This window comes from Caballeronia sp. ATUFL_F2_KS9A, from assembly GCF_023630765.1.
GTDB classification, from domain to species: domain Bacteria; phylum Pseudomonadota; class Gammaproteobacteria; order Burkholderiales; family Burkholderiaceae; genus Caballeronia; species Caballeronia zhejiangensis.
Genome location: NZ_JALQEK010000017.1, coordinates 1 through 12,640, shown reverse-complemented (window position 1 = coordinate 12,640; position 12,640 = coordinate 1). Strand labels below are relative to the sequence as shown.

Genomic DNA, 12,640 nt, shown 5'->3' with positions numbered 1-12,640 from the left:
CACGCGCCCGCGTGTAGAAGCGCGGGCGCTTCCGGGAAATCAAAGCATGGAAAAGCGCTCTCGTTTCGATACGAGCGTCTTGCCGTATCTGCTCGTCGCGCCACAACTCGCGATCACCGCGCTGTTCTTTCTCTGGCCCGCGGGCGAAGCCCTCTGGCAGGCCACGCAAAGCCAGGATGCGTTCGGCACGTCGAGCGAGTTCGTCGGCCTGCAGAACTTCAAACAACTGTTCGCCGATCCGCTCTACCTGTCGTCGTTCAACACGACGATGATCTTCTGCGCGCTCGTCACCGTGTCGGGCCTCGTGATCTCGCTTCTGCTCGCCGCGTGCGCCGATCGCGTGACGCGCGGCGCGAAGGCGTATCAGACGCTGCTCATCTGGCCGTATGCGGTCGCGCCCGCGATCGCCGCCGTGCTGTGGTCGTTCCTGTTCAATCCGAGCATCGGGCTCGTGACGTATGCGCTGGCGAAGCAGGGCGTCATCTGGAATCACGCGTTGAACGGCACGCAGGCCATGTTCCTCGTCGTGCTCGCGTCGGTGTGGAAGCAGGTCAGCTACAACTTCCTGTTCTTCTATGCGGGTCTTCAGGCGATCCCGAAATCGCTGATCGAAGCCGCCGCCATCGACGGGGCCGGTCCGGTGCGCCGCTTCTTCGGCATCGCGCTGCCGCTCCTGTCGCCGACGTCGTTCTTTCTGCTCGTCGTGAATCTCGTCTACGCGTTCTTCGATACGTTCCCCGTCATCGACGCCGCGACCGGCGGCGGTCCCGCGCAATCGACCAAGACGCTCATCTACAAGATCTTCGCGGAAGGCTTCCAGGGACTCGACATCGGCAGTTCGGGCGCGCAGTCGGTCGTGCTGATGGTGATCGTCGTCGTGCTCACCGTGGTCCAGTTCCGCTTCGTCGAACGCAGGGTGCAATACTCATGATCGAAAACCGTCGCGGCTTCGATATCTTCTGTCACGCGGTGCTGTTGCTCGGCGTCGCGCTGATCGTGTTTCCTGTGTACGTCGCGTTCTGCGCGGCCACGATGAATTCGAAGGAAGTGTTCAGCGTGCCGCTCTCGCTCGTGCCGAGCACGCATCTGTTCGAGAACATCGCGTATATCTGGGCGCACGGCAGCGGCAACGCGGCCGCTCCCTTCGGACGCATGCTGGCGAACAGTCTCGTGATGGCGCTGGTCATCTCCATCGGCAAGATCGCGGTGTCGATCGTGTCCGCCTATGCAATCGTCTTCTTCCGCTTTCCGCTGAAGAACCTCGCGTTCTGGCTCATCTTCATCACGCTGATGCTTCCCGTCGAAGTGCGTATCTTCCCGACGGTGCAAGTCGTTTCGTCGATGCATCTGTCGAACACGTATGCGGGATTGACGCTGCCGCTGATCGCCTCCGCAACGGCTACGTTCCTCTTCCGGCAGTTCTTCATGACGCTGCCCGACGAACTGATGGAAGCGGCGCGCATCGACGGCGCGGGGCCGCTGCGTTTCTTCTGGGACGTTGTGCTGCCGCTTTCGAAGACCAACATCGCGGCGCTTTTCGTCATCACGTTCATCTACGGCTGGAATCAATATCTCTGGCCGATTCTCATCACCAACGAAGTGTCGCTGCAGACGGCGGTGGTCGGCATCAAGAGCATGATCGCGTCCGGCGACACAGCGACCGAATGGCACTACGTGATGACCGCGACGCTGCTCGCGATGCTGCCGCCGCTCGCGGTCGTCCTGACGATGCAGCGCTGGTTCGTGCGCGGACTCGTCGATTCCGAGAAATAAAACATGGCTGCATTGAATCTAAAAAGCGTCAAGAAAACATACGACGGCTCGAACTACGTACTGCACGGCATCGACGCCGCGATCGAGGACGGCGAATTCGTCGTGATGGTCGGGCCGTCGGGCTGCGGAAAGTCGACTTTGCTGCGCATGGTCGCGGGGCTCGAAAGCGTGTCCGAAGGCGCGATCGAAATCGGCGGCAAGGTCGTGAACAAGCTGGAGCCGAAGGATCGCGACATCGCGATGGTTTTTCAGAACTACGCACTTTATCCGCACATGAGCGTCGCGCAGAATATGGCGTACGCGCTGAAGATCGGCGGCGCGGACAAGAAGACCATCGAGTCGCGCGTCGCGAATGCCGCGCGTATCCTCGAACTCGAACATCTGCTCGAACGCAAGCCGCGCGAATTGTCGGGTGGTCAGCGGCAGCGCGTTGCAATGGGCCGCGCGATTGTCCGCGAGCCGGCGGTGTTCTTGTTCGACGAACCGTTGTCGAATCTCGACGCCAAGCTGCGCGTGCAGATGCGCCTCGAAATTCAGCGGCTGCACGCGCGTCTCGCGACCACGAGCCTGTACGTTACGCACGATCAGATCGAAGCCATGACGCTCGCGCAGCGCGTCATCGTGATGAACAAGGGTCACGCGGAGCAGATCGGCGCGCCGACCGCAGTGTACGAACGCCCGGCAACCGTATTCGTGGCGAGCTTCATCGGATCGCCGGCGATGAATCTGCTCGAAGGACGTCTGTTCGAAGACGGATCGACTTTCGAGATCGCGGGCGGCGGTCCGAAGCTGCCGGTCGCGGGCGCGAATGGCGTGACGAGCGCGATGCACGGGCGCGAGTGGATCGTGGGCATTCGTCCCGAGCACATGACGCCCGGCAACGAGAACGCGCCAAGCGCCACGCTCGATGTGGATTCGGCTGAACTGCTTGGCGCGGACAATCTCGCGCACGGCAAGTGGGGCAAGCACGACGTCGCAGCGCGCTTGCCGCATGAGCATCGCCCGCAGCGTGGCGAGCGGTTGAGCGTATCGTTGCCCGCGCGGCATCTGCATTTTTTCGATCCGGCAACGCGACTGCGCGCGAACTAAAGGAGGCGATGCGATGAGAACCTGGCCTTATCCCGCGATCGTCGCGCATCGCGGCGGCGGCAAACTCGCGCCGGAGAACACGCTCGAAGCAATCGACGTGGGCGCGCGCTTCGGCCACAAGATGATCGAGTTCGACGCGAAGCTTTCTGCTGACGACATCGTCTTCCTGCTGCACGACGACGCGGTCGATCGAACGTCGAACGGACGCGGCGCGGCAAAAGCGATGACCTACGCGCAGTTGCGCGCGCTCGATGCAGGCACCTGGTTCGGCGCCGAATTCGCAAACGCGCGTATGCCGACGCTCGCCCAAGTGCACGAGCGATGCGTGAAGCATGGGCTTGCGGTGAACATCGAGATCAAGCCGAGTCAGGGGCGCGACGTGGAAACAGGCGTGCTCGTCGCGCGTGAGGCGGCGCACTTGTGGGCAGACGCTGAAATCGCGCCGCTGATGTCGTCGTTCTCATATGCGGCGCTGGAAGCCGCACGCGACGTCGCGCCGAATCTTCCGCGAGGGATGCTTTACGAGCGCGTTCCCGTGAACTGGCGCGCGCAAACTTCAGCGTTATCGTGTGTGTCGCTGCACGCGAACCATCGCACGCTCGATGAAGCGCTCGTCGCGCAGATCAAGGATGCCGGCTTGCGCATTCTCGCCTACACGGTGAACGATCCGGCGCGCGCGCGGTTGCTCGCGCAATGGGGCGTCGATGCGATCTGCACGGATCGCATCGACATTATTGGCGCGGATTTTCTGGAGGCGTCGTAGGGTTGAAATGTCAGCGAACGCGAGCGAGCAGCACGCCCGCAACCAGCGCCAACCCGCCAACCAATGCAATGGTTTGCCAGGGCTTTTCGTGAAGGAAGGCGTCGGCGTCTTCGAACGCTGCGCCCGCGCGCTCGCGAAGCGCCGCGTGCGTATCGTTCAGACGTGCGCGCGCGCTGACGAGCCGGTCGCTGATCTGCGCGCGTAGCGCAGCCGCATCGGCCGACGTGCCTTCGGCCAGGGTGTTTTCGAGTTCGCTGAGAAGGGTGCGCAGTTCGGAGCCGATATCCTCGGCTGCTTCGCGGCCATGCCGTGCCATGCGTCGTGCGCGGCGGCTCGTCGTGGTCCAGGAATCTCCGATGGCGTCTCGCGTATTAGGCAGTGCGTTCATAGATCGCTCCGTCGATGGATGAGTCGTGGATAGCCCGCGCGAGGTGGCGGGGAAACTCATCATGCAGCAAATTCGATGCCGATGCTTCGACGTTGCGCAAAGCTTCGGTAAGCGCGACCGCGAAACACATTCCGCGCGCGATCGCGCGTAAGAACTGCAAGCAAACCGTTTTTACGAAGGTCACATTTACAAGGGCGATGCAAAAAGTAACGCCGGCATATGTGAATCATGCCGGCGTTATCTCTCTTTTTATGGCGCTTATATTGTCGTTACATGCTTGTGAGCAGTCTCACTTCAGAATCGATAGCCCACTCGCAAATATGTGACGATCGGGTTCAGCGTGATTTTCGCCTGCGATTGAACGTTGAGCGTGCCGACAGGCGTTTGAGCCTGCGTGTTCAACTTCGCGGTGGCCTTCAACGGAATGAACGACACGGAAAATCCGGCGAACCAGTGCTCCGTGAAATTGTAGGTTGCGCCGACATTAAACACGGGCGCCCACGAACTATCCGTGTCGACGGTGGTCGGACCATGCAGGACCGAGCCTTCGAATTGCTGATTCGTGATCTGCGCGTCGGTAAACCAGGTGCGCGTCACGCCAAGACCCACGAACGGACGGAACTTCGCCGTGGGAGCATTGAAGAAGTATTTGAATAGCAGCGTCGGGCTCCACTGCTTCGCGCTGCCGAGCTTTCCGTACTGGGACAAGGTGCCCTTGCCTTCGAGATCGAACGTGGGCGGCACGCCCATTTCGAGTTCGGCGGCAATGTGGTCGGTCGCGAAGTAGCCCAACGTGAAGCCGGCGGTGTCGGCGCTCGAAATGCCTGCGCCTGTGCCGGGAACGTCGATATTGACCGGAGATCCGCCTACACTTGTTTCTTTGAGCGGACCACTACTGTCTTGCGGGGCGAAGTGAAACCAGCCTGCTGTTGCATAGAAGGATCCAGCAGATTGCGCATGTGCCGCGGTGGACACACACGCTAATGCCGCGATCCCCGTGATGACTTGTTTTATTTTCAATTTGTGCTCCTCCGAAAAAGCACGCTCATTATGAACACAAGATTTCACATTAACCATAGCGGTGCCGTAGAGCATTCTCCCTAGGGCAAAGAGCGGCTTTGGGGTCTGGTTGCACGGCAATTGCATGTGTTTTGTCCACGCTGCCGCAACGGCTCCAAAAGGTCCCCGAACGGGGTAACACAAACGCGACCAACGGAAAATCCAGAATGGCACGGCTTGCACGACTCTACGTTCCCGAACAGCCGCAGCATGTCATCCTGCGTGGTCTCGACCAGCAACCCGCCTTCGTCGACGACCAGGACTACGAGCTCTTCATCGACTGCTTGAGGACTGCTTCACGTGATCATCACCTCTCTATCCACGCCTATGCGCTGATGCCGCAGGCGGTACATCTGCTCGTCACGCCGCGCGACGAATCCAGTCTGCCCAAAGCGATGCAAGCGGTGGGACGTCGTTACGTGGCGCACTTCAATCGCCGATACATGCGACGCGGCACGCTTTGGGAAGGCCGCTATCGCGCGACGGTCATCGAGGGCGAACGATACTTTCTGCTCGCCACGCGCGTCGTAGAAATGGCGCCCGTGCGCGCGCAACTGGTCGCGGCGCCGCAGGACTACAAATGGTCCAGCTTCCGTCATCACATCGGGCTCACGCTCGATAGCCTCATCACCGACCATCCGCTGTTCTGGTCGCTCGGCAATACGCCGTTCGAACGCCAGCACGCCTACAAGGAACTGTGCGAGCAACCGCCCGATGAGCGCGAGGCCAACCGTCTCCTGCAAGCGACACTTAAAGGCTGGGTGCTCGGCAGCGATGCCTATCGGGAATGGGCGTCGCATGCTGCCAACCGCCGGGTGTCGCCGCTGCCGCGCGGACGTCCGCCCAAGATTCGCGAAACTCCACAGACTCAATAACGGCCTTCACGGGCGTTCCTGAAGCAAAAAACGAAACGGCGTCTCGAATTTTCCGAGTCTCGCCGTTTCTTTTTGACTGTCAGCGATGCGACCCCAATATGTTGGGGCACCTTTGCACCATATCGATAATCGGTGTCAGATCATCAAGTTTTATTTGCCATCGCTTTGATTCGTCGCGTATATTTCGATTTCCGGCAATTGCCGCGGTGCAGCGTGCCGCGCACGACCGTGCTTCGTGACACATCAAGTTGAAAGAAACCGTCGCAAGCGACAAGAAAATGGTTCAACGGCCGAGTCGATTCGGCCCCTCACAGTAGAGACGGTGTCCCCATGAACGATCATCAGCAGCCGGCAGCCGGTTCGCTTCCCGCCGCGCAGGGCATGTACGACCCTGCGAACGAACACGACGCGTGCGGCGTCGGTTTCGTCGCCCATATCAAGGGAAAAAAGAGCCACGAGATCATTCAGCAGGGTCTCAAGATTCTTGAGAATCTCGATCACCGCGGCGCGGTCGGCGCCGATCCGCTGATGGGCGACGGCGCCGGCATCCTCATTCAGGTGCCGGACGGCTTCTATCGCGAAGAAATGGCCAAGCAAGGCGTGACCTTGCCGCCTGCTGGCGAATACGGCGTCGGCATGATCTTCCTGCCGAAGGAGCACGCATCGCGTCTCGCGTGCGAGCAGGAACTGGAGCGCACGGTCAAGGCCGAGGGCCAAGTCGTGCTCGGCTGGCGCGACGTGCCGGTCGATTCCACCATGCCGATTTCGCCGACCGTGAAGGCGAGCGAGCCGCTGATCCGCCAGATTTTCATCGGGCGCGGCAAGGACATCGTCGTGACGGACGCGCTCGAGCGCAAGCTGTACATCATCCGCAAGACGGCGAGCCATCGCATCCAGGCGTTGAAGCTCAAGCACGGCAAGGAATACTTCGTGCCGTCGATGTCGTCGCGCACGGTCGTCTACAAGGGTCTGCTGCTGGCCGGCCAGGTCGGCGTGTATTACCGCGATCTGCAGGACGAGCGCGTCGTGTCGGCGCTCGCGCTCGTGCACCAGCGCTTCTCGACGAACACGTTCCCCGCGTGGGAACTCGCGCACCCGTATCGCATGATCGCGCACAACGGTGAAATCAACACCGTGAAGGGCAACGTCAACTGGCTGAACGCGCGCACCGGCGCGATCGCGTCGTACGTGCTCGGCGACGATCTGCCGAAGCTCTGGCCGCTGATCTATCCGGGCCAGTCCGACACGGCTTCGTTCGACAACTGTCTCGAACTGCTCGTGATGGCCGGCTACCCGCTCGTCCACGCAATGATGATGATGATCCCGGAAGCGTGGGAACAGCACACGCTGATGGACGACAACCGCCGCGCGTTCTACGAATACCACGCCGCGATGATGGAACCGTGGGACGGCCCCGCCGCCATCGCGTTCACGGACGGCCGCCAGATCGGCGCGACGTTGGACCGTAACGGCCTGCGTCCGGCGCGCTATCTCGTCACCGACGACGATCTCGTGATCCTCGCGTCGGAATCCGGCGTGCTGCCTATTCCCGAGTCGAAGATCGTCAAGAAGTGGCGTCTGCAGCCGGGCAAGATGTTCCTGATCGACATGGAGCAGGGCCGCATCATCGAGGACAAGGAGCTGAAGGACAACCTGTCCAACGCGAAGCCGTACAAGAGCTGGATCGACGCGGTTCGCATCAAGCTCGACGAGATCGAGCCGAAGGCGGAAGACGTCGAAACGCAGCGCCGCGAAGCCGCCGCACTGCTGGACCGTCAGCAGGCGTTCGGCTACACGCAGGAAGACCTCAAGTTCCTGATGGCGCCGATGGCGCAATCGGGCGAAGAGGCCGTCGGCTCGATGGGCAACGACTCGCCGCTCGCGGTCATGTCCAACAAGAACAAGACGCTCTACAACTACTTCAAGCAGCTGTTCGCGCAGGTGACGAACCCGCCGATCGACCCGATCCGCGAAAACCTCGTCATGTCGCTCAACTCGTTCATCGGCCCGAAACCGAACCTGCTCGACACGACGAACATCAACCCGACGATGCGCCTCGAAGTGTCGCAGCCCGTGCTCGACTTCAAGGACATCGCGAAGATCCGCGCGATCGACAAGTACACCGGCGGCAAATTCAGCTCGTATGAGCTGAACATCTGCTATCCGGCGGCGTGGGGCAAGGAAGGCATCGAGGCGCGTATCGCGTCGCTGTGCGCGGAAGCCGTGGATGCCGTGCGCTCCGGCTACAACATCCTGATCGTGTCCGATCGCAAGATGGACCGCGACAACGTCGCGATCCCGGCGCTGCTCGCCACGTCCGCGATCCACTCGCATCTCGTCGCGCACGGTCTGCGCACGAGCACGGGTCTCGTCGTGGAAACGGGCTCGGCGCGCGAAACGCATCACTTCGCGCTGCTCGCGGGCTACGGCGCGGAAGCCGTTCACCCATACCTCGCGCTGGAAACGCTCGCCAACATGGCCGAAGGCCTGAAGGGCGATCTGTCGGCGGAGAAGGTCATCTACAACTTCACGAAGGCGGTCGGCAAGGGCCTGTTGAAGGTCATGTCGAAGATGGGCATTTCGACGTATATGTCCTACACCGGCGCGCAGATTTTCGAAGGCGTCGGCCTGTCGTCGGAACTCGTCGAGAAGTATTTCAAGGGCACGGCGACGAAGGTCGGCGGCATCGGCATCTTCGAAGTGGCGGAAGAAGCGATTCATCTGCATCGCGAAGCGTTCGGCGACAACCCGGTCCTCGCGAACATGCTCGACGCGGGCGGCGAATATGCGTATCGCGTGCGCGGCGAAGAGCACATGTGGACGCCGGATGCGATCGCCAAGCTGCAGCACTCGGCGCGCAGCAACTCGTATCAGACGTACAAGGAATACGCCCACATCATCAACGACCAGACGAAGCGTCACATGACGTTCCGCGGTCTGTTCGAGTTCAAGGTGTCGCCGTCGAAGGCGATTCCGCTCGATGAAGTCGAATCGGCGAAGGAAATCGTCAAGCGCTTTGCGACGGGCGCGATGTCGCTCGGCTCGATCAGCACGGAAGCGCACGCCACGCTCGCCGTCGCGATGAACCGCATCGGCGGCAAATCGAACACGGGCGAAGGCGGCGAGGACGAAACGCGTTATCGCAACGAACTGCGCGGCATTCCGATCAAGAACGGCGACACGCTGCAATCGATCATCGGCAAGGAAGTCGTCACCGACATCCCGCTGAAGGAAGGCGATTCGCTGCGCTCGAAGATCAAGCAGGTCGCGTCGGGACGTTTCGGCGTGACGGCGGAGTATCTGTCGTCGGCGGACCAGATCCAGATCAAGATGGCGCAGGGCGCGAAGCCGGGCGAAGGCGGTCAGCTGCCGGGCCACAAGGTGTCCGAATACATCGGCAAGCTGCGTTATTCGGTGCCGGGCGTCGGCCTCATTTCGCCGCCGCCGCACCACGACATCTATTCGATCGAAGACCTCGCGCAACTCATTCACGATTTGAAGAACGTGAATTCGTCGTCGAGCATTTCGGTGAAGCTGGTGTCGGAGGTCGGTGTCGGCACGGTGGCCGCGGGCGTTGCGAAGGCGAAGGCGGATCACGTCGTGATCGCGGGCCATGACGGTGGCACGGGCGCATCGCCGCTGTCGTCGCTCAAGCACGCGGGCACGCCGTGGGAACTCGGCCTCGCCGAAACGCAGCAGACGCTGGTGCTGAACCGTCTGCGCGGGCGCATTCGCGTGCAGGCCGACGGTCAGATGAAAACCGGCCGCGACGTCGTGATCGGCGCGCTGCTCGGCGCGGACGAATTCGGCTTCGCGACGGCGCCGCTCGTCGTCGAAGGCTGCATCATGATGCGCAAGTGCCATCTGAACACGTGCCCGGTCGGCGTCGCGACGCAGGACCCGGTGCTGCGCGCGAAGTTCTCGGGCCAGCCGGAACACGTCGTCAACTTCTTCTTCTTCGTTGCGGAAGAAGTGCGCGAAATCATGGCGCAGTTCGGTATCCGCAAGTTCGATGACCTGATCGGCCGCGTCGATCTGCTCGACATGAAGAAGGGCATCGAGCACTGGAAGGCTAAGGGCCTCGACTTCTCGCGCATCTTCTATCAGGTGCCGGTGGGCGAAGACGTCGCGCGCAAGCACGTCGACGTGCAGGATCACGGTCTCGACAAGGCGCTCGATCACGTGCTGATCGAGAAGTCGAAGGCGGCGATCGAGAAGGGCGAGCATGTGTCGTTCATCCAGCCGGTGCGCAACGTGAATCGCACGGTCGGCGCGATGCTGTCCGGCCTCATCGCGAAGACGCACGGTCACGACGGCCTGCCCGACGACTCGATTCACATCCAGTTGAAGGGCACGGCGGGCCAGAGCTTTGGCGCGTTCCTCGCGAAGGGCGTGACGCTGGATCTCGTCGGCGACGGCAACGACTACGTCGGCAAGGGCCTGTCGGGCGGGCGCATCATCATTCGCCCGACCAACGACTTCCGCGGCAAGTCCGAGGAAAACATCATCTGCGGCAACACGGTGATGTACGGCGCGATCGAAGGCGAATCGTATTTCCGCGGCGTCGCGGGCGAGCGCTTCTGCGTGCGCAACTCGGGTGCGACGGCGGTCGTCGAAGGCACGGGCGATCACGGCTGCGAATACATGACGGGCGGCACGGTGGTCGTGCTCGGCGAGACGGGCCGCAACTTCGCGGCGGGCATGTCGGGCGGCATCGCGTTCGTGTACGACCCGGAAGGCGCGTTCGCCGGCAAGTGCAACAAGTCGATGGTCGCGCTCGATCCGGTGCTGCAGCAGGCCGAACAGGAGCGCACGGTGGATCGCACGCTGTGGCACGCCGGCAAGACCGACGAAGCGCTGCTCAAGGGGCTGATCGAGCGTCACTTCCAGTTCACCGGCTCGCCGCGCGCGAAGTCGCTGCTGGAAAACTGGGATTCGGCTCGCCGTCAGTTCGTCAAGGTGTTCCCGACCGAGTACCGTCGCGCGCTCACCGAAATGGGCGCGAAGAAGGGCAAGGAAGCGGTCGCGGCTTAAGCCTCGTTCAATCAGACAGACGCGCGCTCCGGGAGCGCGCGCGATCCTCACTAAATACAGAGAAAGAAATGGGCAAGGCAACCGGTTTTCTCGAGTTCGAACGCCGCCACGAGGCGTACGAAGCTCCGCTTACCCGCGTCAAGCATTACAAGGAATTCGTCGCCGCGCTGACCGATGAAGACGCGAAGGTTCAAGGCGCGCGCTGCATGGACTGCGGCATTCCGTTCTGCAACAACGGCTGCCCGGTCAACAACATCATTCCGGACTTCAACGATCTCGTGTTCCAGCAGGACTGGAAGAGCGCGATCAACGTGCTGCATTCGACCAACAACTTCCCGGAATTCACGGGCCGCATCTGCCCGGCGCCGTGCGAAGCGGCGTGCACATTGGGCATCAACGACGATCCGGTCGGCATCAAGTCGATCGAGCACGCGATCATCGACAAGGCTTTCGCCGAAGGCTGGGTCGTGCCGCAACCGCCGAAGCACAAGACGGGCAAGAAGGTCGCCGTCGTCGGTTCGGGGCCCGCGGGTCTCGCGGCCGCGCAGCAACTCGGACGCGCGGGCCATGAAGTCGTCGTGTTCGAAAAGAACGATCGCATCGGCGGTCTGCTGCGTTACGGCATCCCCGATTTCAAGCTGGAGAAGTGGCTGATCGATCGCCGCATGCGTCAGATGGAGGCGGAAGGCGTGTCGTTCCGCACGAACGTGTTCATCGGCAAGGATGCGCTGCCGGAATACATCGCGAATACGGCGAAGGAAACCATCACGCCCGACGAGCTGAAGGAACAGTTCGACGCGGTCGTGATCGCGGGCGGCTCGGAAACGCCGCGCGATCTGCCGGTGCCGGGGCGCGAGCTCGAAGGCATCTACTACGCGATGGAATTCCTGCCGCAGCAGAACAAGGTCAACGCGGGCGACAAGCTGCCGGATCAACTGCTCGCGAAGGGCAAGCATGTCGTCGTGATCGGCGGCGGCGATACGGGTTCGGATTGCGTGGGCACGTCGAATCGTCATGGCGCGAAGAGCGTGACGCAGTTCGAACTGCTCGCGCAGCCGCCCGAGGAAGAGAACAAGCCGCTCGTGTGGCCGTACTGGCCGATCAAGCTGCGTACGTCGTCGTCGCATGAAGAAGGTTGCGAGCGCGACTGGTCGGTTGCGACGAAGCGCTTCGAAGGCAAGAACGGCAAGGTCGAGAAGCTGATCGCCGTGCGCGTCGAGTGGAAGGGCGGCAAGATGCAGGAAGTGCCGGGTTCCGAGTTCGAGATGAAGGCCGATCTCGTGCTGCTCGCGATGGGCTTCACGCAGCCGGTGTCGCCGGTGCTGGATGCGTTCGGCGTCGAGAAGGATGCGCGCGGCAACGTGCGCGCCGCGACCGAAGGCGACAAGGCGTATTACACGTCGGTCGATAAAGTCTTCACCGCCGGCGATATGCGTCGCGGGCAGTCGCTGGTCGTCTGGGCGATTCGCGAAGGACGTCAGTGCGCACGATCGGTGGATGCGTATCTGATGGGATCGAGCGAGTTGCCGCGGTAAGCGTCGCTCGACGCTTCATGCAAAAAGGCCACGCGATTGTGAACTGTCCCCGCAAAGTTGGACAGTTTTGGGCTAGGCCGCTAAGGGCTGAGTTCTGTACATCACAGGACTCAGCCCTTTCAGC

9 protein-coding genes are annotated in these 12,640 nt (G+C 61.8%); 7 read left to right on the top strand and 2 right to left on the bottom strand.

The window, feature by feature from the left end:
* Window positions 1–46: 46 nt before the first annotated feature.
* From ugpA to ugpQ, 4 genes are read left to right on the top strand one after another with little or no spacing between them, the layout of a single operon-like run.
* Window positions 47–931 carry a sn-glycerol-3-phosphate ABC transporter permease UgpA gene (ugpA, locus tag NCS67_RS11675; RefSeq protein WP_008344088.1) on the top strand — a complete coding sequence of 295 codons (885 nt, stop codon included), beginning with the start codon at window positions 47–49 and terminating at the stop codon, window positions 929–931.
* The gene (gene ugpE / locus NCS67_RS11670) at window positions 928–1,773 is read left to right on the top strand and encodes a sn-glycerol-3-phosphate ABC transporter permease UgpE (RefSeq protein ID WP_008344090.1); all 846 of its coding nucleotides are present in this window, start codon (window positions 928–930) and stop codon (window positions 1,771–1,773) included. The genes ugpA and ugpE overlap by 4 nt, the downstream gene beginning before the upstream one ends.
* A gap of 3 nt (window positions 1,774–1,776) precedes the next feature.
* On the top strand, window positions 1,777–2,862 hold the full coding sequence (locus NCS67_RS11665) for a sn-glycerol-3-phosphate import ATP-binding protein UgpC (protein ID WP_250435263.1): 1,086 nt from the start codon (window positions 1,777–1,779) through the stop codon (window positions 2,860–2,862).
* Between the two features lie 13 nt (window positions 2,863–2,875).
* A complete protein-coding gene (gene ugpQ / locus NCS67_RS11660; protein ID WP_244807667.1) occupies window positions 2,876–3,625 on the top strand; it encodes a glycerophosphodiester phosphodiesterase in 750 nt (249 codons plus the stop codon).
* A gap of 10 nt (window positions 3,626–3,635) precedes the next feature.
* Here ugpQ and NCS67_RS11655 read toward each other — a convergent pair whose 3' ends face one another.
* Both NCS67_RS11655 and NCS67_RS11650 read right to left on the bottom strand, forming a co-directional pair.
* A complete protein-coding gene (locus NCS67_RS11655; protein ID WP_033536968.1) occupies window positions 3,636–4,013 on the bottom strand; it encodes an ElaB/YgaM/YqjD family protein in 378 nt (125 codons plus the stop codon).
* Window positions 4,014–4,307: 294 nt separating this feature from the next.
* Window positions 4,308–5,033, bottom strand: coding sequence for an OmpW/AlkL family protein (locus tag NCS67_RS11650; RefSeq protein WP_034473121.1), 726 nt, complete (start codon window positions 5,031–5,033; stop codon window positions 4,308–4,310).
* 206 nt (window positions 5,034–5,239) lie between these two features.
* Here NCS67_RS11650 and NCS67_RS11645 point away from each other — a divergent pair, with 206 nt between their 5' ends.
* The 3 genes from NCS67_RS11645 to NCS67_RS11635 all read left to right on the top strand — a co-directional run bounded on the left by NCS67_RS11645 (window position 5,240) and on the right by NCS67_RS11635 (window position 12,516).
* Window positions 5,240–5,947 (top strand): transposase, encoded by a 708-nt coding sequence (locus NCS67_RS11645; protein WP_250435276.1) that lies wholly within the window; start codon window positions 5,240–5,242, stop codon window positions 5,945–5,947.
* A 330-nt stretch (window positions 5,948–6,277) separates the two neighbouring features.
* Complete coding sequence (locus NCS67_RS11640) at window positions 6,278–10,981, top strand: glutamate synthase-related protein (protein WP_250435262.1); 4,704 nt, start codon at window positions 6,278–6,280, stop codon at window positions 10,979–10,981.
* Between the two features lie 68 nt (window positions 10,982–11,049).
* Window positions 11,050–12,516, top strand: a complete 1,467-nt coding sequence (locus NCS67_RS11635; protein ID WP_008344103.1) for a glutamate synthase subunit beta — start codon at window positions 11,050–11,052, stop codon at window positions 12,514–12,516.
* The last annotated feature ends 124 nt before the right edge of the window (window positions 12,517–12,640 follow it).